Genomic DNA, 25,572 nt, shown 5'->3' on the forward strand with positions numbered 1-25,572 from the left:
GTTCCCTCACACTATGCCGCGCACGGCATCCACAATGTGGCTGGCCTGAGGCAGGGCGAGTTTCTCAAGATTGGCAGCAAATGGCATTGGCACATCTTCTCCTGCGATACGCACAGGGGGTGCATCCAGCCAGTCAAAAGCGTGTTCAATCACCTGCATGGCCACTTCTGCGCCAATACCGGCAAAGGGCCAGCCTTCTTCAACCGTAACGAGACGGCTGGTCTTCTTAACGCTTTCAACAACGGTGGCGGTATCAAGCGGGCGTAGCGTACGCAGGTTGATGACTTCAGCCTCAATTCCCTGCTTGGCCAGTTCCTCCGCAGCCTGAAGGGCAACGCCGACCATGATGGAAAATGTTACGATGGTAACATGAGACCCTGCCCGCTCAACTTTGGCTTTGCCGATCGGGAGAATGAAGTCTTCGTCGGTTGGGCACTCAAACTTCCGACCGTAGAGAATTTCGTTTTCCAAAAAGACAACCGGGTTCGGATCGCGAATGGAAGCCCGGAGCAGACCTTTTGCATCAGCGGATGACCACGGTGCGACAACTTTTAAGCCGGGTACGTGTGCATACCAGCTTCCGTAACACTGTGAATGCTGTGCACCTACACGTGCGGCGGCACCATTAGGGCCACGGAACACGATGGGGCACCCCATCTGACCGCCAGACATGTAAAGCGTTTTAGCCGCTGAGTTGATGATATGATCAATGGCCTGCATGGAGAAGTTCATGGTCATGAACTCGACAATGGGTTTAAGGCCAGTCAATGCCGCGCCGACAGCCATGCCGGTAAAGCCGTGTTCGGTAATAGGCATGTCTATGACACGCTTTTCACCAAACTCAGCCAGCAAGCCTTGGGAAACCTTGTAAGCGCCCTGATATTGAGCAACTTCTTCACCCAGCAGAAAGACATCCGGATCACGACGCAACTCGGCTGCCATGGCCTGATTAAGCGCTTCACGCACAGTAATTTCAGCGGTGGGCCCCCAGTCCTTTTCAGGTTCTGGAGTGCTTAAAGCGCGCGGTGCAGATGCATTGACTGGGGATGCTAACGGTGCATCATCCGCGTGATGCGCGGGTGCAGCCTGCGGTGCAACAGTGGATTTGTCAGGGACTTCTTCCCCTTCGCTGACCAGAATGGCAATGGGGGTATTCACAGCTATGTTCTGTGCGCCTTCTGGCACAAGAATACGGCCGAGAATGCCTTCGTCAACAGCTTCAACTTCCATTGTAGCCTTGTCAGTCTCAATTTCTGCAAGGACATCACCGCTGGAAACAGCATCACCTTCTTTCTTCAACCACCGGGCAATTGTGCCTTCGGTCATGGTGGGAGAAAGAGCGGGCATTAAAATATCAGTAGCCATGAGTTATCAAGCCTCTAGCAGAACGTCAGTGTAGAGTTCGGCAGCGTCAGGCTCGGGGCTTGTCTGCGCGAATTCAGCCGAATCATTAACAACAGCTTTAATGTTGTTTTCGATGGCTTTTAGGTCTTCTTGTGTGGTTCCGGCATCCAACAGAATCTGACGGACGTGCTCAATGGGGTCACGCGTTTTGCGGATTTCATCCACTTCTTCACGTTTGCGGTATTTTGCAGGGTCAGACATGGAGTGGCCGCGGTAACGATATGTCATCATTTCCAGCAGATAAGGGCCTTTTCCTGCACGGCAGTGGGCTACGGCTTCAACGGCTGCTTCGTTCACGGTTGCAATATCCATGCCGTCAACGCGTCGACCGGGAATGCCCCACGGCTCACCGTTGCGCCACATTTCGTGTGAGGCAGAGGCGCGCTCTACGCTAGTGCCCATACCGTACAAATTGTTCTCAATAACAAATATGCAGGGCAGTTTATGCAAAGCAGCAAGATTGAAACTTTCGTAAACCTGGCCTTGGTTCGCAGCACCGTCACCAAAATAGGCAATCGAAACTTCGTCCGTACCGCGATATTTGTTAGCGAACGCCAGTCCAATGCCTAAGGCAACCTGCGCACCGACAATACCGTGTCCACCGTAAAAATTCTTTTCGCGTGAGAACATGTGCATGGAGCCACCTTTCCCGCGGGAATAGCCGGTGGCGCGGCCTGTCAGTTCAGCCATGACCCCTCTGGGTGTCATGCCGGCAGCCAGCATCTGCCCATGGTCACGGTAAGAGGTGATAAGTTTATCACCGTCTTTTAGTGCCATCTGAATCCCGACGACTACCGCTTCCTGACCGATATAGAGATGGCAGAAACCCCCAATCAGTCCCATGCCGTAAAGCTGCCCGGCTTTCTCTTCGAAACGGCGGATAAGCAACATGTCATGAAATGCTTGGGTAAACTGCTCGCGGGTCAGGGATGGCCCATTCCCCCCAGTTTTCTGAATATCGTCTTTACCCGCCTGCATTGGCTGTTTCCTTTTTCGTAGTCAAAAATGCAAAAAAATCACGAAGTCTTTTAAAATCAGAACGACATGCTGCGTCTCCAGCCGCTTGGCTGCCATGTTTTTTATCGGGTACAACTGTCTATGACTTCGCGTCATAATCCCCAGACTGTCCCCCACTTTTGTGCTCAAGGTGGATGTCGGAGATACGCATTCCACGGTCCACCGCCTTGCACATATCATAGAGCGTAAGCGCTGCGGCTGAGACCGCTGTCAGTGCCTCCATTTCTACGCCTGTTGCCCCTGTTGTAACAACGGTCACGCTGATCTCAATACCGTTATCACTAGGCAAAAGATCGACCTGAACACTGCTAAGTGCCAAAGGGTGGCATAAAGGTATGATATCTGCGGTCTTTTTTGCTGCCATGATGGCCGCTATCCGTGCGGTTGCCAGCACATCACCTTTTGGTGCTGTGCCAGAAACAATCATCTGCAGGGTTGCTGGCAGCATGTGAATGCTGCCTTTTGCAGTTGCTCGGCGTTTTGTGCTCGGTTTGTCTGAGACATCCACCATATGCGCATGTCCTGCATCGTTAAGATGCGTCAGCCGGGAGGATATGCTCATTTCAGGCAGAACCGAGAAGTGCCCGTACGGCCTGTTCTGGGTCCGGTTGCCGTAAAAGCGATTCCCCTACCAGAAAACCAGTCGCTCCAATTTCGGCTAGGCTCACGACGTCCGCATGAGTTTTGATACCACTTTCCGAGACTATAATACGGTCCGGCGGCACCAAAGGGGCAAGCTCACGAGTGGTAGCAATGTCTGTCTTTAAGGTTTTGAGATTACGATTATTTATCCCAATTAGGAATGTATCAAGCGCCAGAGCTCTGTTGAGTTCTTCTTCATCGTGAACTTCAACTAATACATCCATCTCCAAACCCTTGGCATGATCAACCAGTTCAAGGGCTTCTTCATCTTGCAGGATGCTCATAATGAGAAGGATGCAATCTGCACCAATCATGCGGCTTTCATAAACCTGCCACGGGTCAAGGATGAAGTCCTTGCGAAGCACTGGCAGGGAGCAAGCTGCCCTAGCGGTCTGGAGATCTTCGTTCTGTCCGTGAAAGCAAGAGCTTTCAGTCAGAACGGAAAGACATGCAGCACCAGCGCGCTCGTAAGCTTGGGCTATTTTTGCCGGGTCATAGTGTTCTTGCAGAATGCCGGCTGAAGGAGAGGCTTTCTTTATTTCTGCTATCAGACCAATGGAGCGATCAGCGGCCTTTTCTTTTAGCGCCCGACCAAATCCGCGAGGAGCATCTTTGCTTTCCTGCGCTCGAGCGGTAATTTCCTTTAACGGAAGAAGAGTTGAACGGTGCTCAACTTCAACCCGCGTGCGGGCGCAGATACGAGAAAGCACATCCGGCAACTCTTCCGCACGAATGCACGCTTCAACGTCGGATACGCCTGTAGTGGATGAAGAGGGTGTTTCGTTCATGGTCATCCTGTCACGTTTGGAGCATGCGTAGAGGCAGAAGATGTACGCAAACTGGTTAGGACTGCCAAGGCAGAACCATCATCAAGAGGTCGGCTGACGTAAGACACACTTTCCTTAAGGGCCATGGTGTCAATTTTACCGTCAATCAAAAGTTTGGTGCGTCCAGCAACATGCAGAGCACATGCTGCGTTCAACACGACGGTATCACGATACGCGCCGTGAGCACCGTTTAGAAGAGCTAAAAGTGCTTGCGCATTATAGACGGCATCATCGCCTTTAATGTCGGAAATGGGGGCTTGCTGTAAGCCTGCCATTTCTGGCGTTAGGGTGAAATGATATTTTTGTCCCTGATCTAGCGCAACCACCTGCGTTGTGCCCGCAAGCGTTATTTCGTCAATCCCCTGACACTCGCCTTCGGGCTGGCCACACACAGCCCAAACAGTGTGCGACCCCAAAAGACTTAAGACATCGACGATAGTATCGAGCCATTCCGTGGAAAAAACGCCCACAAGCTGACGTTGGACAGATGCTGGATTAACGAGCGGGCCAACAAGATTGAAGAGTGTCCGGATGCCTAGCGCTTTCCTAACAGGTGCTGCGTAGCGCATGGCAGGATGGTGATGGGGAGCCGCCAGAAAAGTGAGGTGATGCTGTGTTAGTTGGTTAGAAAGAGCTTCCAGATTGTCCAGAGGAGCAATTCCCAATGCGGCCAGAACGTCTGATGCTCCTGTGCGGGACGACACAGCACGATTGCCGTGCTTGGCAACTGGAATGCCTAAGGCTGCCAGCACAAACGCAGTGGCGGTCGAAATATTGAGCGTGCCGTAATTGTCCCCACCTGTGCCGCAGACATCTATGGTGTCTGGTGGGACTGTGGGCAGAGAGATCATACGTGCTCGTAAGGCTCGCACGGCCCCTAGTAGTTCCGCCTGCCCTTCCCCTTGCACACGCATGGCTGTGAGAAATGCGGCAATGCGTTCAGAAGAAACACTACCTTCGACAATGATGCCAAAAGCTTGCTCTGTCTCATGAGCATTTAACCTATGACCGAGGCATAGCCTGTTGAGCAGCGATAAAAACACTGCATCTGGTGACAGAGTGTTTGTTGAAAGAGAATAATCGCTCATGCTTATGGTTGGGGCTTTTTGGTAACCCATTCCTGCGCATGGGTCAGAAAATTACGTAAAATGTCATGCCCATATTCTGAGGCAATGCTCTCGGGATGGAATTGCACACCAGATATCGGATATTCCTTATGGCGCACACCCATAATTACTCCGTCTTCCGTCCATGCAGTGACTTCCAGAGTGTCAGGAATACTGTCGGGTGCGAGAGTCAGGCTATGATAACGCGTTGCCTTAAATGGATTGGGAAGACCTTTAAAAACATCAGCTCCATTATGGAAAACCGGACTTATCTTGCCATGCATGGGTGTGGGGGCACGAACTACATTAGCCCCGAATACCTGACCAATAGCCTGATGCCCAAGGCAGACACCAAAAATGGGTATTAGGCCGGCAGCCTGTTTAATAAGATCACAGCAGATACCTGCTTCATTGGGCGAGCAAGGCCCCGGTGAGAGAACAATGGCATCAGGAGCTAAGGCAAGAGCCTCTTCGACAGTCATGCTGTCGTTACGATGGACCTGACAGCTTTCTCCCAGTTCACCCAGATAGTGCACCAAGTTGAACGTAAAACTATCGTAGTTGTCGATCAGAAGGATCATTGCGGTATGATGGCCTTGTGTTGCCGTTACGTCAAATGTCAGTCATCATAAGCTGGTCACCAGCCATGCTGAGCTTGAGAGAGTGCGTGTTCGGCCGCGCGGAACACAGCGCGCGCCTTCTGCCGCGTTTCCTCATATTCAGCTTCCGGTACGCTATCCGCTACAACGCCACAGCCCGCCTGTACATGCATCATACCATCTTTGACGACGGCCATACGAAGGCCGATACAGGTATCCATATCCCCGTCGGCACCAAAATATCCTATACAGCCAGCATAGGTTGCTCGCCGGGTGCGTTCAAACTCGTCAATAATTTCCATTGCCCTAATTTTAGGTGCGCCGGTTAATGTGCCCGCAGGGAAAGCAGCGATAAGCGCATCCAGCACATCAACATCGGGTCGTACTTTACCTTCTACGTTGGACGAAATGTGCATGACGTGGCTAAAGCGTTCAATAACAAAACGCTCAGTGACCTGCACAGAGCCAGGCTCGCACACGCGCCCAACATCATTGCGGCCAAGATCAATCAGCATGAGATGTTCAGCAAGTTCTTTTTGGTCGCTGAGCAAATCTTGCTCAAGTTTCAAGTCTTCTTCGGGGCTTTTGCCGCGTGGTCGTGTGCCTGCAAGGGGCCTTACGGTCATTTTACCATCTCGTACCCGAACAAGAATTTCTGGTGATGAACCGACGAGGGAAAAGGTCCCGAAATCCAGGTGGAATAGAAATGGTGCCGGATTAATTCGGCGCAGGCTACGGTAGAGAGAGAGGGATGGCAGGGGAAATGCGGTCGAAAATCTTTGGCTTGGGACAACCTGAAACGCATCCCCCGCGGCAATGTAATCCTGTATTTTTTCAACTGTTTCGCAAAATTCAGATTTTGTGAAAGTTGAGTGCGGTTCTTCAAATCCGCTCGTCACGGTAGGGGAGCGGTCCAATGGGAGGCCTGCACTCAGGCATGTTTTGGCTTTGAGAAGAAGAGCCTGCGCGTTTTTCCAAGCTTTTTTTGCGGTTTGATGAGGTGCCGGACGGATAGGTGCGGCCAGAATTAGCTCATCACTTACCGTGTCAAAAACAGCAAAAAGCCCAGGCCGAATAAGAATGGCTTCGGGCAAATTGAGGTCATCTATTGGAGCATTAGGCAGATATTCCATCTGCCGTACCATATCGTACCCTAGGTAGCCGAATAACCCGGCAATCATGGGGGGTAGGCCAGCAGGAAGGTCTAACGTGCTTTCTTGAACAAGGGCGCGGAGTGAGGCAAGAGCGGGTTCATGTTGCTTTTCCGGTGCTCCCCCAGCCTCATCAGGAGCCCGATCAAGTGTCACATTCCCTGCGTGGCAGGTCCAGACAAGGTCCGGTTTAAGCGCAATAACAGAATAGCGCCCACGTGAGACACCTCCTTCTACACTTTCCAAAAGCAGGGTGTGTTTATGGGTGGTGCTATCGAATTGACGTAGCCGCATATAAGCAGAAACAGGAGTGAGCAGATCTGCTGGCTCAACGGTAAAGACAACACTTCCCTGCACTTCGCTCCAGCGCTGTTCAACGTCCTGAAGGGAAGGAGATGCTTGGAGATGCGTGTTCAGGCTCATGGAGAAGACGTCCCGTCAAACCCTAGGGAGCTCAGCGTAGCTGTAACGGCACGTTCCGTGATTTTAGGAGGGAAACGTTTAGCAAGCGCATCGACATACGAGGCAACCAAGTCATCGCCCTCAGATTGCGTCAAAGCATCTTTCACGCGCTGAAAGCCAACCGGATCAGCCAAGGGATCTGGCGTATAAACCTTGGTTACTGTCGCGATGAAGAAAGAGTTTTCGTCTTGCGCCATAACTGACTGGCTAGCTTGCATCTGGGGCAGATAGCCCATCAGCTCAGAAGGAATGTTTTTATTCGGCGCGCTGCGGGAGAATGAGAGATCTTTGATGCTTTTTGCTGCATCAGGTGTCTGCGCAATGCCGCCATGATCTTTTGCTGCTGTGTAAATAGACGTGGCGCGCAGATCAGCGGCATGTTTGCGCGCTTCAGCCTGCCAAGCGGCGAGAACATCAGCTTTTGCAAGTTCAAAACTGCGTGGTGCCGCTGGTGTAATGGCGTCCACCTGCACGGCAAACCAGCTATTGTCAGGGCCTTCTATCAGGTTGGGCTGATTACCCTTTGGAAGAGAAAAGACCTTTTGAAGAAGAGCTTCGCGCAGCTTGCCTGATGCAGGAAGAGGTGCAGGTTCCTTTTCCTGTGTGTTGCCGTTGGCGTCCATCGTGCCCGCAGCCGCAACTGCACCAATGTCAGCGGGAATAGAGTCCAGACCACTTCCGGCAATGGCATCCTGTAGTTGACGGCTTCGTTCAGCAACAACAGACGGCGCTTTTGCTGTGCGATATTGCTGCAGAATATCCTGTTTAGCGACCTCAAATGGTGTGGTGCTTGGTGCCGTAATCTTGTTGACACGGAATACAGTCCATCCAGCCTCGGTTTTCACAGGCCCCTGAACTTGAGTCAGAGGTGCTGCAAAAACAGCCTTGCTGAGAACTTCTGATGGAATTCCAGAAGCCCGTGTTGCTGGCATGTCCACAGAAGCTCCGCCTTTGGACGCAGCTTGCACAGTATTCCAGTCCGCACCGCCGTTCCACAGGGCTGCTATCTTGCTAGCAGCTTCCTCATCAGGGAGGGTTATAACCTGCACATCGCGCGTTTCAGGTACGTTGTACCGTGAAGATTCTTCGTCATACACACGCTTTAAATCTTTATCATCGACAGTAATCGTCTGGGCTACCGTTGCCGGTGACAGGACGACAATGCGGGCGTGGCGGAATTCAGGAGCTTGGAATAACCAAGAATGGTTGGCGTAGTAACGCTGTAAGACTGCATCGCTTGGTGTGGCAGGCGTGGCTTGTTCCGCAAACGGCACACGCACCAGATCAACAACTCGCGTTTGTAAACCAAACGCGGAAAGGCGGCGTGCCATGATGGCCGACGATGTGCCACCCTGCGCAACAGGTTGCAAAACCGTGCGTGACGTCAGGTCATCGCGGATCAACGTCAGGAAGTGCTGCTCGTTCATGCCCCGCTCACGCAGTCGCGCATTCAGGATAGTGCGGTCAAACTGCCCAGTGGGGCCTTTAAAATAAGGGAGTGAAAAGACTTCATCCCGTACTGCTGCATCCGGCACACTGACGCCTAGTCGACGCGCCGCTTCAAGAACTTCTTCCTGCCCTACCAGACGTTGTAGCACCTGATAGGCGACCTGTTTACGCAATGCTGGCGGAAGCTGCGATGGGTCTGAAACGCCCATCTGTTTTGCCATGTTAGGCAACTCAGATTGTATGGCCTGTGCAAGATCATCAGAACCAATACGCCCGTTGCCGACTTTTGCGACAACGTCCGTTTCTGTTCCCATATAGTTCACGACATCACCAATACCCCATCCAATAAATGCGAGAAACAGGACGATGGCGATAACCCGGCCTAACCAGGAATCAACAAAAACGTGACGAAGATAGGAAATCATGAACGCAGGATCCGATGGGAGACAGAACAGCATATCACGGCATGCCGTGAACGCGGCACCATAAGCGGCCAGAGAGCGCTTGACCAGTCGTAAGAACAGTAAGGCTCGTTAAACTCGTATCGTACTTGCCTCGAAGTGCCACTGTATGGTTAAGGCTATGTCACCGTAAGGTGGCGGGCACCATGTGCAACAAGCCGCTGCGTAGCGTAGTTCATAGTAGGGAAAGCAGACATGAGCAGACAAATCATCGTCGGTAACTGGAAGATGAACGGCACGACCCGTGACTCGCAGGCGCTTGTTCAGGCTCTTCTTGGTAAAGTGACGGCAGACGGTCCGGAGGTAGTAATATGCCCTCCCTTTACACAGCTTGCCTTGTTGGCCTCAACCGTGGAGCCGTCTCCCATCGGTTTAGGTGCTCAGGACTGCCACAAAGAAGTTTCCGGAGCGCATACGGGTGATATCTCCCCTGCTATGTTGACGGATCTTGGCGTGTCGCACGTCATTCTAGGGCACTCTGAACGCCGGCAGGAGCATGGTGAGTTGGATGAGACTGTGCGGGAAAAAGCCGTTGCTGCGGCAAAAGCTGGCTTAACTCCCATCGTGTGCGTTGGAGAGACAGAAGAGCAGCGTGAAAGTGGTGATCATTTTGATACACTTGGTTGGCAGATCAAAGGCTCTCTACCTGACGGCTTTTCGGGTATTCTTGCGTACGAGCCTATATGGGCTATTGGAACAGGGCGTGCTGCGACAACCGAAGAAATTGCGGAAACAATGACATTCCTGCGGGAAGAGCTTATCCGTCAGTTTGCTGAGGCTGGAAAAACTATCAAAATTCTGTATGGTGGCTCCGTTAATGACAAGAATGCGGCTTCCATTCTGTCGATCGCGGATGTAGCAGGAACGCTTGTTGGTGGCGCCAGCCTGAAAGCTGAAGCGTTCTTGTCCATTATCAGTGCAGCATCTGCTGCCTGAAATTAGTATCTTACCCGGAAGAAGACATGACCACAGCCCTGCTGATTCTGCATTTTTGTGTAACCGTAGCCCTCATAGGCACTGTGCTTATTCAGCGGAGTGAAGGTGGTGGCTTGGGTATTGGCAGCGGTGGGCAGGGCATGGGTGCTTTCATGTCCGGGCGTGGGACTGCAAACCTGCTGACCCGAAGCACAGCGGTTCTTGCTGGCTTGTTCATGCTGCTTTCTCTTGTTCTAGCCGTTCTTAACCGCGGTGCGGTGAGCGGGGCTGGTCACGATATTCTGGCTCAGGCACCTGTTGCACCTGTATCGGCCCCAACACAGCCTGCTCCTGCTCCTGCTCCTGCTCCTGCTCCTGCTCCTGCTCCTGCTGCGGCAACTAATGCGCCGGCTGCGCCTGCTGTGCAGGCACCTCAGCCGCAGACGCAGCACTAATTCTGTGAAGATCGCCCCTCCCCCTTTTCTTAAGGGTGGAGAGGCAACGTGCCTCTGTTCCTCCGCGCTTGTAGAAAGCTGCGGAGGAATTTTTTTGTCCATCTTTACCCACCCGGTTCTGTCCGTGTAGGAAGCCTGCTCATGACTCGTTTTGTATTTATCACCGGTGGTGTGGTGTCCTCCCTTGGTAAGGGCATTGCTTCAGCAGCCCTCGCCTCCCTCCTTCAAGCACGTGGCTATAAAGTCCGCTTGCGTAAGCTGGACCCGTATCTCAATGTGGATCCGGGTACGATGAGCCCCTTCCAACATGGGGAAGTATTTGTCACGGAAGATGGTGCCGAGACAGATCTCGACCTTGGTCACTATGAGCGCTTTACGGGCGTGAATGCGACCAGAGAAGACAATACAACGACAGGCAAGATCTATTCCGACGTTATTGCCAGAGAGCGGCGCGGAGATTATCTGGGCGGGACTGTACAGGTTATCCCGCACATTACAGACGCCATTAAAGACATTGTTGTTGCCAACACGGACGATGTCGACTTTGTTCTGGTCGAAATTGGCGGTACAGTTGGGGATATTGAAAGCCTTCCCTTCCTTGAATCCATTCGTCAACTTCGTAACGATCTCGGTCCGGCTCAGAGTATGGTTGTGCACCTTACCCTGTTACCGTGGATCCCATCAGCGGGTGAACTGAAAACCAAACCAACCCAGCACTCTGTAAAAGAGTTGCAAAATGTTGGTATTCAGCCACAAATTCTTCTGTGCCGGTGTGACCGCGCCATTCCGGATACTGAACGCCGGAAAATTGCTAATTTCTGTAACGTGCGACCTGAGGCAGTTATTGCCGCGCGGGATGTTGATACAATCTATTCCTGCCCGCTTGCTTACCATGCCGAAGGTATGGACAACGAAGTCCTGCGCTATTTCGGACTGCCGTTTGAAGAAGAGCCAGATCTTTCTGGTTGGGAAAAAATTGTTGACGCCATCCGCCGTCCCAACAATGAAGTACGTATTGCTGTTGTTGGTAAATATACTGCCCTCTTGGATAGCTATAAATCCCTCAATGAAGCCCTTCTTCATGGTGGCATAGACCACCGTGTCAAAGTGCGGCTTGACTGGGTAGAAGCTGAGGCTCTTGAAAAATCAGAAGCCGCTCTTGAACGTCTTGCGAAGGCGGATGGTATTCTGGTTCCCGGTGGGTTTGGTGAGCGCGGGTCAGAAGGCAAGATTGCTGCAATTCGTTATGCACGTGAGCATGGCATTCCGTTCTTGGGTATCTGCTTTGGTATGCAGATGGCTGTTATTGAGTGTGCTCGAAATCTTGCGGGGATCCCGGACGCATCCTCTACAGAATTTGGCTATACCAAAGAACCTTTGGTAGGTCTTATGACTGAGTGGGCGCGTGGCAACGAACGTTTGCGCCGTAGTGAAGGTGGGGAGCTTGGCGGGACCATGCGTCTTGGAGCCTACCCTGCCGTGCTGAGCACAGGCTCTCGTGCAGCTGAAGCCTATGGCACGACAGACATCAGGGAGCGCCATCGCCATCGTTACGAAGTGAATATTCACTATCGCGAAAAGCTTGAAGCTGCTGGTTTGAAATTCTCAGGCTTGTCTCCTGACGGTATCTTGCCAGAAGTCGTTGAATACCCGGATCACCCCTGGTTTGTGGCAGTGCAGTATCATCCTGAGCTGAAGTCTCGCCCTTTCGCCCCTCACCCACTGTTCTCCGGTTTTGTCGGTGCGGCTCTTAAAAAAGTGCGGCCAGCATGAGTGGAGCATCGCGTAATTTTCAACTTGGGCAACAATCGGTTGGCAATGATCAGCCGTTTGTTCTAATCGCCGGACCGTGCCAGATTGAGTCTGCTGCCCATGCCTTTGAGACGGCAAGTGCATTGAAGGAGATTTGTTCGGTGGCTGGCGTCGGGCTTATTTACAAAAGCTCTTACGACAAAGCCAATCGCACCAGTCTGTCCAGTGCACGTGGTGTCGGTCTGCATCAAGGTTTGGCAATTCTCGCAGATATCCGTCAACAACTGGGTGTGCCAGTTTTGACGGACGTGCACACGGCAGAACAGTGCGCACCCGTTGCGGAAGCGGTTGATATTATTCAGATTCCCGCATTTTTGTGCCGTCAGACAGACCTTCTGTTGGCAGCAGGAAAAACAGGCGCGGTTGTGAATGTCAAAAAAGGCCAGTTTTTGGCTCCGTGGGACATGCAGCACGTCGCTGCAAAAATTGCATCAACGGGCAACCAAAAAATTATGCTGTGTGAGCGGGGCACCAGTTTTGGGTATAATACCCTGATCAATGATATGCGTGGCTTGCCTATTATGGCGCAAACTGGCTACCCAGTTGTATTTGATGCCACACATTCGGTTCAGCAACCTGGTGGCCTTGGTGGGTCTTCGGGCGGACAGCGCGAGTTCGCGCCCATTCTGTCACGGGCCGCTTTGGCAATAGGCGTTGCTGCCCTGTTTATTGAGACGCATGAGAACCCAGATGCAGCACCTAGTGATGGTCCTAATATGCTGCCCATAATGGCGCTACCTAAGTTGCTGGAGCAGTTCAAAGCGATAGACACGCTGATTAAAAGCTAATCATTAGGCTTTACTTTTAGGCGTAAACAAAAAAGGGCAGACTTTTAAAAGTCTGCCCTTTTTTTGTATTTCTATCTGGCTTCCTTATACGTCCAGATTGGCAACTTTCAGGGCATTCCCGACAATAAAGTCACGGCGGGGCTCAACCACGTCACCCATCAGCGTCGTAAAGACTTGGCTGGCTTCTTCCACATCTCCAACCTTTACCTGCAACAGGGTACGCATAGATGGGTCGAGGGTTGTTTCCCAAAGTTGGGCGTCGTTCATTTCGCCCAAGCCTTTAAAGCGGTTGATCGCCAAACCGCGGCGACCTTGTGTCAGCAAGCGCGTATAGAGCTCTGAGGGGCCAGCAAGCTCGACCTCTGAGCTTTCGTGTTTGAGGATGACGCCTGTTCCGAATTCTTTTTGCAGACGTTCTAACTGCGCGGTAAGCCAACGAGCATCCGCTCCCGCAAAGCTTGTGGGGTCAATCCGATAGACCTCCCCTACGCCGCGTACATTGCGCGCCAGTTCGAGGCCATCTTCACTCGCCACAACTTTCCACCCGCGTTCGTTTTCGGGGGATGCTGCATCCAGATTTTGCTGGAGAGTACTTACCCTGCCCTGCACAATGGCCAGGTCAGCCGCAAGCGCACCAGCAAGAGCAACCTGCTCAATAATCCATTTTGGAATACGGTTGGACAAGCGGGTAATTGCTTGTGCAGTTTGCCGTATGAAAGGAAGGTCTGCTTCCAGCTCTTCACCACTGACAGTTCGCTTGTCGCTATAAACGAAGCTCGCATTATTAAGCGCTTTATCAAGCAGATACTGCTCTAGTGCGGCATCGTCTTTTAGGTAGCGCTCTTCATTCCCGCGTTTGGCACGATAAAGTGGTGGCTGGGCAATATACAGGTAGCCGCGCTCTATCAGCTCAGGCATTTGCCGGAAGAAGAAGGTGAGTAGCAGGGTCCGGATATGTGAGCCGTCTACGTCAGCGTCAGTCATGATGACGATGCGATGGTAACGGAGTTTTTCGACAGAAAAGCCGCCCTGATCTGCTTCCCCCCGACCAATGCCTGTGCCCAACGCCGTAATCAGAGTGCCAATTTCAGCGGACCCAAGCATGCGGTCAAAGCGGGCACGCTCGACGTTCAGAATTTTACCTTTGAGCGGCAGGATAGCTTGAAAACGTCGATCTCGGCCCTGTTTTGCAGTGCCACCTGCAGAGTCACCCTCAACAATGAAAATTTCAGCTTTTGATGGGTCCCGCTCCTGACAATCAGCCAGCTTACCGGGCAGAGAGGAGATATCCAGAACACCCTTACGGCGTGTCAATTCGCGGGCTTTACGAGCTGCCTCACGCGCAGAGGCAGCATCCAGTACTTTGGATACAACAACCTTGGCTTCTTTGGGGTGTGTTTCAAACCAATGGCCGATCATGTCAGATGCAGCCGCGTGAACAACAGGCTGGACTTCTGAGGAAACCAGTTTGTCTTTTGTCTGTGAGGAGAATTTTGGGTCTGGGACTTTGACGGACAGAACAGCCGTCAGGCCTTCCCGCATGTCTTCGCCGACCAGAGACTGAGAATCTTTTTTAGCAATGCTCTCGGCATATTTGCCGACAATACGTGTTAAGGCCTGCCGGAAACCAGCAAGATGAGCACCCCCATCACGCTGAGGAATATTGTTGGTAAAGCACAGCATTGTTTCATGGAAACTGTCATTCCAGCTCAACGCGAACTCTACTTTGATCCCGCTTTCCTCGTTTTCGAGGCTACCCGTGATTGGAGGGGTGACAATCGGTGTTCTGGCTCGGTCAAGCCATTGGACAAATGCTTCTAGGCCGCCATCATAGTGGAAGATTTCTTCGCGTTTTTCTTCCGTACGATGGTCTCTAAGAACAATTTCCAGCCCGGAGTTCAGGAAAGCCAGCTCCCGAAGTCGGCGTTCAAGAATAGCAAAATCGAACACGGTTTTCGGGAAAGTTTTGTCACTTGGTTTGAAGGTAACCAGCGTGCCGCGTTCTTCTGATGATGGGCCGACCACCTCCAAGGCGCGGTCTCGTTCACCATGTCGGAACGTGATCACATGTTCTGTGCCGCCACGCCAAATGCGGACTTCCATTTTTTCAGATAAGGCATTGACCACAGCAGCGCCAACACCGTGCAAGCCGCCTGAAACTTTGTATGAATTCTGGTTGAATTTACCGCCAGCATGAAGGCGGGTCAGCACGACTTCAGCAGCGCTAATGCCTTCCTCAGCATGCATATCTGTAGGAATGCCGCGGCCGTTATCCCGCACACTCACCGTGTCATTAGGGAGGAGAGTGACAATGCAGCGCGTAGCATAGCCAGCTTGTGCTTCATCCACTGCGTTATCAATAATTTCAAACGCCATGTGATGCAGGCCAGACCCATCGTCTGTATCCCCGATATACATGCCAGGGCGTTTTCTAACGGCATCAAGTCCTTTTAAAACGGAGATTGATGACGCGCCGTAATCTTCTTCCATACCGGTCGGTGGCGTAGTCTGAGAGTGGTCAGTCATGAGTAAAACGTACTCCGGAGATGGAAGAATAAAAAACGACTTTCGTTCTTATACTCTGCCAGCCCGTTGGAGGCCAGATTCCTTAAGCTCTTTTCTTGGTCATACGGAGAGAAACTGACCATTTTTCAGGGAGCTAAACTGTGCTGCGCCACGCAAATCTTCAAATAATCCACTATCGGTGCCTGTTAGAATGGCGGTTGTCTGAAAGGTTTTCAGGCGTGCCAACAAAGCGGTGCGTTTGGCTTGGTCAAGATGAACCAAAGGTTCGTCAAAAAGAAGAATGGGCGGAGCGCCACGGTATTCTTTAACCAGATCCGCATGCGCAAGAATAATACCAATCAGCATTGCTTTCTGTTGACCGGTGCTGGCTGTAGACGCCGGGAGGCCTGTTGCATAATCGGAGAGCGTGAAATCTGCCCGGTGCGTGCCCAGAGTGGCCCTGCCACGTTCCCGATCTTCTTGTCGGTTGGCATTCAAGCGTTCTTTTAGCCAGTCCTCGACCACAAGAGCTGCATTTTGCGCTATTTTGTTGCCTATAATGCAGTCCAGTTCGCCACGCGTGGCCGGAAAACCAGAGGTTGCCTCGCTAGCTGAAAGGCATAAGTGCTGGACTAGGTCCTGTCGTGCAGCCGCTATGGCAACAGCATGGCGCGCCATGGAGGCTTCAAGGCCGGCTAGCCAGCTATTTTCAGTAAAGCGTGTTTGTAAAAGGCGATTACGCTGGGCCATTGCGCGGTCATACGCCGTAAGTTCCCGTGCATGGTTAGGACTAATTGCCATAACGAGCCTATCCAAGAAACGTCTGCGGCCAGATGTGTTATCACTGAAAAGCCTATCCATCTGTGGTGTGAGCCAGACGGCGGCTAATGTATCTTCAAGAGACTCTTTTTTTGGTAAAATTCTGCCATTGAGCAGGTGCACACGTCTGGCAGCCTCACCCCCTGGCGCAATGCCGGTTGCAAGATCAACGTATTCGTTATCCAAGTGAAACCGTGCGCTAATGCCCCATTTCACGCTTTGATTATAACCAAGTTGCGTAATGGGGGCACGTCGTAATCCTCGGCCTGCTGTGAGCAGGGAGAGGGCTTCAAGGAGGTTGGTTTTCCCGCTGCCGTTTTCGCCCGTTAAAACGACGAGTGAACTTTCAGGCTCCCACACTAAGCGGGGATAATTACGAAAATTGGTAAGCGTAAGCTTTTTAAGCCGGGGCATAGTATCCGGGCGCGCTTACGATATGAGAGAAAAGCACGGACAAAAATGATAATCCCGGCAGGTTTTTAAGTTTGAAGTTAAAAACCTGCCGACAATATTCACCTTAGACGCGCATTGGCATCAGCACATAGAGTGCTGAGGGGCTATCAACATCGCGCACAATGGTTGGCGCGGAGCTGTCGGAAAAAGCGAATTCAACGTCTTTTTCAACTTGGTCCGTGATGTCGTTCAGGTAACGGGCCTGAAATCCGATTTCCAGTGGTTCTGCGTCAAAGGAAATGCGATTATCGTCTAGTTCTTCCTTTGCGACACCCTGCTCTGCGCTACTTGCGGAGAGTGTCAGCAATCCTGGTTCCAATACCAGTTTTACCGGACGTGAACGTTCCTGGCTGATGGCTGCAACACGCGCCACAGCGTCAGCAAAGTCTTTTTTGCTGACGCGCAGAATGCGCGTATTATTGCGAGGAATAACACGATCATACTCAGGGAAAGTGCCGTCAATCAATTTTGACGTCAGCATGATTGGGCCAGCCGTGAACTGGATGCGCGTCTCGGAAAGCGCGATTTCAATTTCTTCCGGTGCTTCATCAAGAAGCTTGCGCAGTTCAGCGACTGTTTTGCGCGGAATAATCACGCCAGGCATCGTCTCAGCGCCAACCGGGAGGTCTGCTTCTACTCGTGCAAGGCGGTGGCCGTCTGTTGCGACGGCTCTGAGTAGAGGTTTGCCCTCGTTTTCTGTGGCGTGGAAGAAAATACCATTCAGGTAATAGCGGGTTTCTTCTGTAGAAATCGCAAAACGTGTGCGGTCAATCAGAGATCGCAGAGTGGTTGACTTTACCTTGAAATGGCAAGGAAGCTCCCCTGCTCCCATGGATGGGAAATCATCAACACTCAGTACGTTCAGGCGCGTTGCAAAGCGGTCTGCACGCAACTGGAGCGGGGTGTCGCCTTCAGCCTGGTCCAGTTCAACTTGAACATTATCCGGAAGCTTGCGGACGATTTCATACAGAACAGAGGCGGGCGCGGTTGTAGCGCCTTCTCGGGAAATGGTTGCCGGAATAACTTCCACAACCTCAATTTCCATATCTGTGGCTTTGAGGCTCAACTGGCCATTTCCAGCCTGAATAAGCACGTTGGCCAGAATGGGGATAGTATTGCGCTTTTCAGCTACACTCTGGATGTGTGCCAAAGCCTTGAGCAATGTTGTGCGCTCAGCTGAAAACTTCATCTATACCTCATCCCTGCGTGTTACGCTCTGGCGGGAAACATAGAGCGTAAAATCAATTATGGAATCTACCAGCGGTCGGCTGGTAGGTCTAGAAACAAAGCGTTTTAATCTTAGGAAAAGCGGTTTCTCAACTTTCCAGCATACGCCTTAGCAACTCAACGTCTTCAGCGAAGGCTGTATCACGTTCCATAAGCTCTGTGACGCGTGATACCGCATGCATGACTGTCGTATGGTCGCGGTTGCCAAATTTGCGACCAATCTCAGGCAGCGAGCGGCTTGTAAGCTGCTTGGCCAGAAACATTGCTACCTGACGTGGGCGTGCTACAGCACGCGCCCGACGCGCAGAGGACATATCGGTAAGCCGAATATTCCAGTGTTCAGCGACCTTCTTCTGGATTTCCTCAATCGTGACACGCCGGTCGTGAGCCTTGAGAATATCGTGCAGAACGTCCTGAGTAGCTTCGAGTGTGACGGGGCGACCAAACAGATTGGCGTGAGCAATCAGGCGGTTAAGCGCGCCTTCAAGTTCACGCACATTGGACGTGATCTTGTGTGCCAGAAACTCAAGAACCTTGCTTGGCACCACCACCCCAGACGCGGCAGCCTTTGATTCCAGAATGGAGATTCGTAGCTCGAAGGTTGTGGCATGGATGTCAGCCACCATACCGCAGCCCAGACGCGTACGAAGGCGGTCTTCCAACCCTGAAAGGTCTGACGGTGATTTGTCAGCGGAAACAATGATCTGTCTGCCAGCATCAACAAGAGCGTTGAATGTGTGGAAGAACTCTTCTTGCGTGTTGTCCTTGCCAATCAGGAATTGCAGGTCATCAATCATCAACACGTCAACAGAGCGAAGCTGCTCTTTGAATTCCATAGTCGATTGAGAGCGAATGGCCGCAATAAACCGATACATGAATTTTTCGGCAGACATATAGGCGACAGATACCGTGCCGCTCTGGAGTAATTCTGCGCCGATAGCATGCATAAGATGCGTTTTACCCAAGCCCACACCGCCATAAAGGAAGAGCGGGTTAAAGCCAACGCTGGATGGTTTTTCAGCCACACGCCGTGCGCAGGCATAGGCGAATTCGTTAGGCTTGCCGACTACGAACGTATCAAACGTGAAGCGGCTATCCAGCACGGCAGCAATATCACTTTTGACTTCTGGTGCCACTCTTGGGGCGTCTTCAGAATCAGCTTGTGGTGCAGCGCTGGCGTCAGTAGTTTTTTCTTCTAATGCTAATGGTGGTGCTACAGGGTCTCCGGGGCGAGCAACCTGAAGCTCAACACGCCGAATGGCTGAGACCTCCTGATTCCAGAGCTCACTTAACCGGTCACCATATTGGCTGCGCACCCAGTCACGTAGAAAACGGGTAGGAAGCAGGAGAGTGATTTCGTCGCCATCAACCGGACCAAGGGCGATTTTTGTCAGCCAGGTACGGTATTCTACCTCCCCAACTTCGCCCTTAAGTCTTGAACAGATCCGTATCCACGATTTCTCAAGAGCCTTGCCCTCATCAACATGTGAGAAGGCGCTTTCGTCATCGTCCACTCCGATTGTCATCTATGCTCCCGAGCGGTCAAAACAGCGCGGTAAGCCGCGTGTTATTTACGAATATACGACTGCCATATTCAAGGCAGCCAAACAGCCTGATTTCTGGCAATTTTACAAAAACGACCGATGAAAATAGAACCTGAAAACTGTGTCGTCAGGTGAGGTCCATGGCGCTTTGTGCGTTCCGCCAGAAATAGTGCAGAGCGTGATGCCGGGCAATGAAAATCTGCTTTTTCAGATCTGCACGCCTGTCATGCTCTACACAAAAACAAAGCCGAACCATCTGGACGATGATCCGGCTTTGTAGTCGTCATAGTCAGCAAGCTGCTATAGCAGCCCGAGGCTGGCCTCAGGCTGTTGCGATAGCTTTGATGCGTGCGGAGAGACGAGAAATTTTGCGAGAAGCCGTGTTGTGGTGAACAACGCCCTTGCCTGCAGCGCGCTGAATTTCTGGCTGAGCAGCGCGCAGTGCTTCCCGCGCTTCTTCCTGATTGCCAGCAGCAATTGCAGTTTCGACCTTTTTGATAAAGGTACGCATACGGGATTTACGAGCAGTGTTACGTGCAGTCCGCTTAGCGGTCTGCCGGATGCGCTTACGCGCTGAAGCGATATTCGCCATGAGTTCTATTCTGTCCAGCACAAAAGAGAAAGTAGGCAAACCCAAAGGGTGTGCCAACTAAAAGAGTAGCGGTGCTGTAATCCACACGTGCCCCGTTCGTCAAGCATGTTCGTGCTTTTGGCACTAAAAATCACGAGCTTTCTGCCGAATGGGACAGAAAAAAGTGGAGCGACCAGCCTGCGTTATGTGCTGCACGCCAGAGCATTGTGGTTCCAGCGGGCACTCCGGGCAAGGCTGGCCTGCTCGCCCATAAACTTGCCATGCGTGTTGAAAGTAGCCCAGCCCACCTTCAGGTTGGACGTAGTCTTTCAGGCTTGATCCTCCAGCAGCTATTGCTTCGGTCAGAACGTCTTTTATGGCTGGAACCAACACTTTGATGTCTGTTGTAGTAAGATCTTTAGAAGGTGTGGCTGGGTGAATTCTGGCCCGATAGAGCGCTTCACACACATAGATATTTCCAAGGCCAGCAACATTTTTCTGGTCGAGGAGTGCCGTTTTGATAGGGCTCTTCTTCCCCGCAAGGCAAAGTGCCAGTGCCTTTGGCGTGAACGCTGGCGTGAGGGGTTCCGGGCCCATCGCCTGCAACAGACGATGTTCATATTCGGAGCCCGTCCTGAGAAGGTCAACCATGCCAAACCTGCGAGGGTCAACAAAGCTGCATCTTTTGCCATCGTCGGTTACAAATACGACATGCTCATGGGGTGTTGCGGTTTGTGGAGAATCGAGAATGATTCGCCCTGACATTCCGAGATGCAGCATTATTGATATGCCGCCCGAAAGCCGGATAAGGATATATTTGCCACGGCGTTGAAATGCGGTAATGCGCCTTCCAACAACACGTTGGGAAAAATCGGCAGGAATCTGCCATCGCAGGTCATGGCGTCGCACATGAACTGCGTTCAGGGTGCGGTTTAGCAGAGCAATCTGCATGCCGCGCATCACGGTTTCTACTTCAGGGAGTTCCGGCATGAGTAAAAAGCAGGTTATAGGGTAAGATCATGACCGACAATAGCTTTGCGCCCTCCCCTGGTTCTTCCGCCTCAGCCGCAGAAGAGACCGATTTTGGTTTCCGTTCCGTCAGAAAGGAAGAAAAGAAGCCGCTTGTCCGTGCTGTTTTTGACAGTGTTGCGGGTAAGTATGATGTGATGAACGATGTCATGTCCTTAGGCATCCATCGTATCTGGAAGCGGATTTTTGTAACGGAACTTGGTCCGCAGCCCGGTTTGTCCCTGCTGGATCTGGCTGGCGGTACAGGTGATATTTCATTTGGGTGGTTGAAGGGTGGCGGTGGCCCCACCGTTATGACTGACATTAATGCGAGCATGCTGTCTGTGGGGCGGGACCGTGCTTTAAGTCAGGGGCTGGTATCAGACCTGTCTTTTTGTGTTGTGGATGCTGAAGCCATTCCTCTTAAGGATATGTCAGTAGACCGGGTCTCCATTGCCTTCGGCCTCCGAAACTGTACCGATAAAATGGCTGTCATTCGTGAGGCGCGCCGGGTGTTGCGGCCGGGTGGGCGTTTCATGTGTCTGGAATTTTCACGCGTGCAGGTAGCCGCACTCTCGCCAATTTATGATGCATGGTCGTTCAAGGTTTTGCCGGCTATGGGCAATCTGATCGCGAAGGATCGTGCCAGCTATCAGTATCTGGCTGAGAGCATTCGGACCTTCCCTGATCAGGAAACCTTGGCTGAGATGTTCCGGGAGGCGGGTCTATCTCATGTTAGATACCAGTCTCTCTCTGGCGGTATCGCCGCCATTCATTCCGGTTGGCGCCTGTAAGAGAGGGAATGATGCAGCGGCCAATCCGGTCAGTTCTGCTGATTGTCAGTGGGAGTATTGCAGCGTTCAAGGTCCCTGATCTTGTCCGCCTCCTTCTGGCTGATGGCGTTCAGGTCCGCTGTGTTCTTACACATGCGGGAGCACAGTTTGTAACGCCACTCACTCTTCAGGCCCTGACTGGAAAGCCTGTTTATACCGAACTATTCTCACTAACCGATGAGCAAGAAATGGGCCATATTGCCCTCTCCCGCTCAGCTGACCTCATTGTCGTCTGTCCTGCGTCCGCCAATCTGTTGGCAAAAATGGTGCAGGGTTTGGCTGATGATTTGGCAAGCACTCTTCTGCTGGCGACTGACGCGCCCATTATGGTCGCTCCTGCCATGAATGTGCGTATGTGGGAACATCCCGCTACTCAAGCCAATATAGAGCAACTTCAGCAGCGTGGTGTGCATCTTATTCCACCAACCTCAGGCATCATGGCTTGTGGAGAGTTTGGCCCGGGGCGAATGGCAGAGCCTGCGGACGTAAAAGACTGTGTCATTGCCTATTTCCGGCGCAGTCTTCAGCAGGGTGGTGGCACGCTGTCAGGTAGGCGTGTGTTGGTGACCGCTGGCCCCACCCACGAGCCTATGGATCCGGTGCGTTATATTGCCAACCGTTCATCTGGCCAGCAGGGTTATGCCATAGCAAATGCGTTGGCGGACCTTGGGGCTGAAGTCACGTTGGTTAGCGGTCCGACGGCCCTGCGTAAGCCTGCGGGTGTTGCCGTGCAGGACTGTGAAACAGCACTGGAAATGCAGGCCGTGGTAGCGGCTTTACCCGTGCAAGATGTGGCAGTTTGTACTGCGGCTGTGGCGGACTGGCGCACTGCACAGAAGGTTGACCAGAAAATAAAGAAACACAGTCGCGATGACGTGCCTGCGCCTTTAGAATTGGTTCCCAACCCGGACATTCTCGCAGACCTCTCAGCGCCCTCCCCATCCCGACCGAAGCTTGTCGTTGGATTTGCAGCAGAAACCGAAAATGTTGAGGCTCATGCGCGTGCCAAACGGCTTCGTAAAGGTTGCGATTGGATTGTAGCCAATGATGTCGGTAAGAATTCTGACGTTATGGGTGGGCGTGAAAATCAGATTACGCTTATAACGGAACAGGGTAGTGAGCAGTGGCCTCGACTAGATAAAAATGACGTTGCTCAGAGGCTGGCCGCACTTATCTCTGAACGACTTTCGGGTAATATAGATCTTTAAAATAAAGATGGAGAAGAAGAATGCCGGTGCCGCACGCAGGAAAAACCCCTCTTACTGTGCGGGTGGTGCGTCTCCCTCATGCTGCTGACCTGACCTTACCCAGCTATGCCACAAAAGGTGCTGCAGGTCTGGACCTTGTTGCTGCTGTTACAGAACCTGTTCTTTTGGCTCCTGGTGAGCGTGTCCTCATACCTACAGGTTTACGAATTGCATTGCCGGAAGGTTTTGAGTTGCAGGTTAGGCCGCGATCGGGCTTGGCGCTGAAGCATGGCATTATCCTTCCCAACTCCCCTGGAACTATTGACGAAGATTATCGAGGGGAACTAGGGGTCATCATGCTCAATACGGGCAAAGACCTTTTCCGAATTGAACGCGGAGCGCGCATTGCTCAGGGGGTTATTGCGCCTGTTGAGCGGATTCAATGGGATGAATGCACAACATTGGATGAAACTGCGCGCGGTGAAGGCGGGTTTGGTAGTACAGGAACCGGAGTGCCATGAAGCGCGAGCGGCCAGATTTTACAATCAAGCCGCCCTTTTTCTCTGCCCTGAGAGGTAATGTCGCACAAGGGAGTGTAGGTTTAGTTTTCTTAGTCTGCCTGACCGGCTTTCTCGCTGCAATGGGGGTGTTTTCAGGTACTGTTATTGCGCAACACCCATCCCTTTACAAAGCGCCGGATGACCTTTCAGCTTTCAATCTATTGGCATCCATGCTTGGTACTGCGGGCCGCATGGGGGTGGCTCTTTGTTGCGCTATTATAATGGCCCTAGCGAGCGCTGTGATTGCCACGAAAAATCAGTACGCAAGATTGCTTTTGGAGCCTGCTTTAGAAATCTGCCAGTCAGTGCCTGTGTTGGGCCTGTTTTTTTTCTTTTTATTGGCCTCCCAAACCAAAATTGCAAATCATAATCTGTCGCTTGAAATTGCTACGGTCATGACGGCCACGGTGTCCGTGACATGGCGTTTGGCTGGGGCAGTCTTTCGTGCCTTGAGGGACCTTCCCGCGGATCTCAATGAAGCTGCACTTTCTCTAAGGCTTACAAGCTGGCAACGGTTATGGTCTCTTGAATTACCATATGCTTTGCCAGCATTAGTTTCGAGTTTGCGAATCTCAAGCGCAGCGGCGTGGCTAGTCATCACTTTTTGTGAGAGCGCGCGTATAGCGCCTAGCCATGGCATACTGACCGGTCTGGGTGCTTTTACCAGTGCAGCGGCCTTTCAAGGTAATGTTTGGAAAGTCGCTTATGCGCTGGTGGCGATGGGTTTGGTCTTGCTAGCCTACGACCATATCCTGTTTCGTCCGGCTGCAGCATGGGCACAGCGCTTTGAAAGTGTTCCCATATCAGACAATATTTCAGACCCGTTTTTTCTACGGTGGTATCGGCGCAGCTATATCGTAAATCTCCTCACCTTATATCTCCGTAAAACCCTGCGTCAGCTTGGTCGGTTGTCTATTGGTGCAAGGCCCTCTGCTGTATCGAGCGGTAAAAATCGTTTTGGAAGCAGAGCACAGCTTGGTTTGGTAAGGGCATTTTTTTTCTGGAGTGTCTGTGCCGTAGGAGCTGCACTTGCACTGCTTTTCTGTTTGCAGACCTATTCTCTGGCACAGTATCAGGATGTCTTGTTGAGAGGGTTGGCCACAACAGCCCGCACACTTATAGTGCTTACTTTCAGCTCTCTTCTATGGGTTCCTATAGGCGTATATGTCGGGCAAAAAGGTTACATAGCACGCAAAGTAGCGCGCCTTGCACTTTATGCCATTTCATTTCCGGCCAATCTGCTGTTCCCCTTGTTTGCTTTGGCCAACGTAAACCGTCATGAACCTGCAAGTTTATGGGTTATTGTAGGCTTATTGATAAGTGTGCAGGGGTTCATCTTGGTGAGCGTTATTGAAGGAATGAGATCTTTTCCGCCCGCTCTTCTGGAGGTTGGGCGTAACCTTCATGTCCGGGGCACACTCCTGTGGCGCAAGATTCTGGCTCCCGGTATTCTGCCATATTATGTAGTTGGTTTATCTACTGCATCGGCCATCATCTGGAATGTCACTATTGTGGCTGAGAGTATGGAATGGAGGGGGCACGCAAGCCAAGTCTACGGACTTGGGGCCTATATTGCTCAAGCAATGCAAACAGGTTCAATTCATCAAGTCGCCTTAGGGTGTGTCTGCATGACAATCATGGCCATGATGAGTAACTTGCTGATATGGCGTCCGATCATGCGCTATGTTCAGCGTACCTTCAAAATCTCTGACAAGGCACTCTAATAATGTCTCGCAGTTTGTCAGTTGCCTCAGGCAGCACAGACACTAATGCTCTT

22 protein-coding genes are annotated in these 25,572 nt (G+C 52.0%); 8 read left to right on the forward strand and 14 right to left on the reverse strand.

Translation table 11 applies throughout. The features are described from left to right. Nucleotides 1-6 precede the first annotated feature (6 nt). The 8 genes from ACTIDN_RS00660 to ACTIDN_RS00695 all read right to left on the reverse strand — a co-directional run bounded on the left by ACTIDN_RS00660 (nt 7) and on the right by ACTIDN_RS00695 (nt 9,082). Entirely contained in the window at nt 7-1,365 is a 1,359-nt protein-coding gene (locus ACTIDN_RS00660; protein WP_441375632.1) for a pyruvate dehydrogenase complex E1 component subunit beta, read from the reverse strand. Between the two features lie 6 nt (nt 1,366-1,371). Beyond that, nucleotides 1,372-2,382, reverse strand: coding sequence for a pyruvate dehydrogenase (acetyl-transferring) E1 component subunit alpha (gene pdhA / locus ACTIDN_RS00665; RefSeq protein ID WP_441375633.1), 1,011 nt, complete (start codon nt 2,380-2,382; stop codon nt 1,372-1,374). Between the two features lie 118 nt (nt 2,383-2,500). Next, nucleotides 2,501-2,983 (reverse strand): cyclic pyranopterin monophosphate synthase MoaC, encoded by a 483-nt coding sequence (moaC, locus tag ACTIDN_RS00670; protein ID WP_441375634.1) that lies wholly within the window; start codon nt 2,981-2,983, stop codon nt 2,501-2,503. A 1-nt stretch (nt 2,984) separates the two neighbouring features. Continuing rightward, nucleotides 2,985-3,851: an indole-3-glycerol phosphate synthase TrpC gene (trpC, locus tag ACTIDN_RS00675; RefSeq protein WP_441375635.1), complete on the reverse strand. Its 867-nt coding sequence runs from the start codon at nt 3,849-3,851 to the stop codon at nt 2,985-2,987. A gap of 2 nt (nt 3,852-3,853) precedes the next feature. After that, on the reverse strand, nt 3,854-4,978 hold the full coding sequence (gene trpD, locus ACTIDN_RS00680; protein WP_441375636.1) for an anthranilate phosphoribosyltransferase: 1,125 nt from the start codon (nt 4,976-4,978) through the stop codon (nt 3,854-3,856). A 2-nt stretch (nt 4,979-4,980) separates the two neighbouring features. Then, a complete protein-coding gene (locus tag ACTIDN_RS00685; RefSeq protein ID WP_441375637.1) occupies nt 4,981-5,577 on the reverse strand; it encodes an anthranilate synthase component II in 597 nt (198 codons plus the stop codon). A 56-nt stretch (nt 5,578-5,633) separates the two neighbouring features. Then, nucleotides 5,634-7,169, reverse strand: coding sequence for an anthranilate synthase component I (gene trpE / locus ACTIDN_RS00690; protein ID WP_441375638.1), 1,536 nt, complete (start codon nt 7,167-7,169; stop codon nt 5,634-5,636). After that, nucleotides 7,166-9,082 carry a peptidyl-prolyl cis-trans isomerase gene (locus tag ACTIDN_RS00695; protein ID WP_441375639.1) on the reverse strand — a complete coding sequence of 639 codons (1,917 nt, stop codon included), beginning with the start codon at nt 9,080-9,082 and terminating at the stop codon, nt 7,166-7,168. The genes trpE and ACTIDN_RS00695 overlap by 4 nt, the downstream gene beginning before the upstream one ends. 231 nt (nt 9,083-9,313) lie before the next feature. Here ACTIDN_RS00695 and tpiA point away from each other — a divergent pair, with 231 nt between their 5' ends. The 4 genes from tpiA to kdsA all read left to right on the forward strand — a co-directional run bounded on the left by tpiA (nt 9,314) and on the right by kdsA (nt 13,088). Next, nucleotides 9,314-10,054 carry a triose-phosphate isomerase gene (tpiA, locus tag ACTIDN_RS00700; protein WP_441375640.1) on the forward strand — a complete coding sequence of 247 codons (741 nt, stop codon included), beginning with the start codon at nt 9,314-9,316 and terminating at the stop codon, nt 10,052-10,054. Between the two features lie 26 nt (nt 10,055-10,080). Then, nucleotides 10,081-10,488, forward strand: coding sequence for a preprotein translocase subunit SecG (secG, locus tag ACTIDN_RS00705; RefSeq protein ID WP_441375641.1), 408 nt, complete (start codon nt 10,081-10,083; stop codon nt 10,486-10,488). A gap of 141 nt (nt 10,489-10,629) precedes the next feature. Beyond that, nucleotides 10,630-12,261 carry a CTP synthase gene (locus tag ACTIDN_RS00710; RefSeq protein WP_441375642.1) on the forward strand — a complete coding sequence of 544 codons (1,632 nt, stop codon included), beginning with the start codon at nt 10,630-10,632 and terminating at the stop codon, nt 12,259-12,261. Next, entirely contained in the window at nt 12,258-13,088 is an 831-nt protein-coding gene (gene kdsA / locus ACTIDN_RS00715) for a 3-deoxy-8-phosphooctulonate synthase (RefSeq protein WP_441375643.1), read from the forward strand. The genes ACTIDN_RS00710 and kdsA overlap by 4 nt, the downstream gene beginning before the upstream one ends. An 84-nt stretch (nt 13,089-13,172) precedes the next feature. Here the strand turns inward: kdsA and gyrB are convergent, their stop codons facing one another. The 6 genes from gyrB to mutM all read right to left on the reverse strand — a co-directional run bounded on the left by gyrB (nt 13,173) and on the right by mutM (nt 21,197). Beyond that, nucleotides 13,173-15,614: a DNA topoisomerase (ATP-hydrolyzing) subunit B gene (gene gyrB, locus ACTIDN_RS00720; RefSeq protein WP_441375644.1), complete on the reverse strand. Its 2,442-nt coding sequence runs from the start codon at nt 15,612-15,614 to the stop codon at nt 13,173-13,175. 99 nt (nt 15,615-15,713) lie between these two features. Then, on the reverse strand, nt 15,714-16,826 hold the full coding sequence (recF, locus tag ACTIDN_RS00725) for a DNA replication/repair protein RecF (RefSeq protein ID WP_441375645.1): 1,113 nt from the start codon (nt 16,824-16,826) through the stop codon (nt 15,714-15,716). 103 nt (nt 16,827-16,929) lie between these two features. After that, nucleotides 16,930-18,054, reverse strand: a complete 1,125-nt coding sequence (gene dnaN / locus ACTIDN_RS00730; RefSeq protein WP_415507745.1) for a DNA polymerase III subunit beta — start codon at nt 18,052-18,054, stop codon at nt 16,930-16,932. Between the two features lie 127 nt (nt 18,055-18,181). Then, nucleotides 18,182-19,618, reverse strand: coding sequence for a chromosomal replication initiator protein DnaA (gene dnaA / locus ACTIDN_RS00735; protein ID WP_441375646.1), 1,437 nt, complete (start codon nt 19,616-19,618; stop codon nt 18,182-18,184). Nucleotides 19,619-19,958: 340 nt separating this feature from the next. After that, on the reverse strand, nt 19,959-20,228 hold the full coding sequence (gene rpsT / locus ACTIDN_RS00740; protein ID WP_048839403.1) for a 30S ribosomal protein S20: 270 nt from the start codon (nt 20,226-20,228) through the stop codon (nt 19,959-19,961). A gap of 123 nt (nt 20,229-20,351) precedes the next feature. After that, entirely contained in the window at nt 20,352-21,197 is an 846-nt protein-coding gene (mutM, locus tag ACTIDN_RS00745; RefSeq protein ID WP_441375647.1) for a bifunctional DNA-formamidopyrimidine glycosylase/DNA-(apurinic or apyrimidinic site) lyase, read from the reverse strand. Nucleotides 21,198-21,226: 29 nt separating this feature from the next. On the opposite strand from mutM, the gene ACTIDN_RS00750 reads away from it, so the two are divergent. Genes ACTIDN_RS00750 through ACTIDN_RS00765 form a run of 4 tightly spaced genes read left to right on the forward strand, consistent with a single transcriptional unit; the run spans nt 21,227 to nt 25,519 of the window. Further along, on the forward strand, nt 21,227-22,009 hold the full coding sequence (locus ACTIDN_RS00750) for a class I SAM-dependent methyltransferase (protein WP_048839219.1): 783 nt from the start codon (nt 21,227-21,229) through the stop codon (nt 22,007-22,009). An 8-nt stretch (nt 22,010-22,017) separates the two neighbouring features. Next, nucleotides 22,018-23,256, forward strand: a complete 1,239-nt coding sequence (gene coaBC, locus ACTIDN_RS00755) for a bifunctional phosphopantothenoylcysteine decarboxylase/phosphopantothenate--cysteine ligase CoaBC (protein WP_441375648.1) — start codon at nt 22,018-22,020, stop codon at nt 23,254-23,256. Between the two features lie 20 nt (nt 23,257-23,276). Next, nucleotides 23,277-23,756, forward strand: coding sequence for a dUTP diphosphatase (gene dut, locus ACTIDN_RS00760; RefSeq protein WP_441375649.1), 480 nt, complete (start codon nt 23,277-23,279; stop codon nt 23,754-23,756). Beyond that, a complete protein-coding gene (locus tag ACTIDN_RS00765; protein ID WP_441375650.1) occupies nt 23,753-25,519 on the forward strand; it encodes an ABC transporter permease subunit in 1,767 nt (588 codons plus the stop codon). Before dut ends, ACTIDN_RS00765 begins: the two co-directional genes overlap by 4 nt. Nucleotides 25,520-25,572: the final 53 nt, after the last annotated feature.

It is taken from the genome of Acetobacter sp., assembly GCF_052102375.1.
GTDB lineage: Bacteria > Pseudomonadota > Alphaproteobacteria > Acetobacterales > Acetobacteraceae > Acetobacter.

Coding starts and splice junctions, on each gene's coding strand:
- dnaA (WP_441375646.1), bottom strand. CDS start 19,618: ATGACAATCGGAGTGGACGATGACGAAAGCGCCTTCTCACATGTTGAT.
- ACTIDN_RS00765 (WP_441375650.1), top strand. CDS start 23,753: ATGAAGCGCGAGCGGCCAGATTTTACAATCAAGCCGCCCTTTTTCTCT.
- ACTIDN_RS00685 (WP_441375637.1), bottom strand. CDS start 5,577: ATGATCCTTCTGATCGACAACTACGATAGTTTTACGTTCAACTTGGTG.
- rpsT (WP_048839403.1), bottom strand. CDS start 20,228: ATGGCGAATATCGCTTCAGCGCGTAAGCGCATCCGGCAGACCGCTAAG.
- ACTIDN_RS00710 (WP_441375642.1), top strand. CDS start 10,630: ATGACTCGTTTTGTATTTATCACCGGTGGTGTGGTGTCCTCCCTTGGT.
- mutM (WP_441375647.1), bottom strand. CDS start 21,197: ATGCCGGAACTCCCTGAAGTAGAAACCGTGATGCGCGGCATGCAGATT.
- kdsA (WP_441375643.1), top strand. CDS start 12,258: ATGAGTGGAGCATCGCGTAATTTTCAACTTGGGCAACAATCGGTTGGC.
- pdhA (WP_441375633.1), bottom strand. CDS start 2,382: ATGCAGGCGGGTAAAGACGATATTCAGAAAACTGGGGGGAATGGGCCA.
- ACTIDN_RS00660 (WP_441375632.1), bottom strand. CDS start 1,365: ATGGCTACTGATATTTTAATGCCCGCTCTTTCTCCCACCATGACCGAA.
- secG (WP_441375641.1), top strand. CDS start 10,081: ATGACCACAGCCCTGCTGATTCTGCATTTTTGTGTAACCGTAGCCCTC.
- trpD (WP_441375636.1), bottom strand. CDS start 4,978: ATGAGCGATTATTCTCTTTCAACAAACACTCTGTCACCAGATGCAGTG.
- ACTIDN_RS00695 (WP_441375639.1), bottom strand. CDS start 9,082: ATGATTTCCTATCTTCGTCACGTTTTTGTTGATTCCTGGTTAGGCCGG.
- moaC (WP_441375634.1), bottom strand. CDS start 2,983: ATGAGCATATCCTCCCGGCTGACGCATCTTAACGATGCAGGACATGCG.
- tpiA (WP_441375640.1), top strand. CDS start 9,314: ATGAGCAGACAAATCATCGTCGGTAACTGGAAGATGAACGGCACGACC.
- dnaN (WP_415507745.1), bottom strand. CDS start 18,054: ATGAAGTTTTCAGCTGAGCGCACAACATTGCTCAAGGCTTTGGCACAC.
- gyrB (WP_441375644.1), bottom strand. CDS start 15,614: ATGACTGACCACTCTCAGACTACGCCACCGACCGGTATGGAAGAAGAT.
- trpE (WP_441375638.1), bottom strand. CDS start 7,169: ATGAGCCTGAACACGCATCTCCAAGCATCTCCTTCCCTTCAGGACGTT.
- dut (WP_441375649.1), top strand. CDS start 23,277: ATGCCGGTGCCGCACGCAGGAAAAACCCCTCTTACTGTGCGGGTGGTG.
- coaBC (WP_441375648.1), top strand. CDS start 22,018: ATGATGCAGCGGCCAATCCGGTCAGTTCTGCTGATTGTCAGTGGGAGT.
- ACTIDN_RS00750 (WP_048839219.1), top strand. CDS start 21,227: ATGACCGACAATAGCTTTGCGCCCTCCCCTGGTTCTTCCGCCTCAGCC.
- trpC (WP_441375635.1), bottom strand. CDS start 3,851: ATGAACGAAACACCCTCTTCATCCACTACAGGCGTATCCGACGTTGAA.
- recF (WP_441375645.1), bottom strand. CDS start 16,826: ATGCCCCGGCTTAAAAAGCTTACGCTTACCAATTTTCGTAATTATCCC.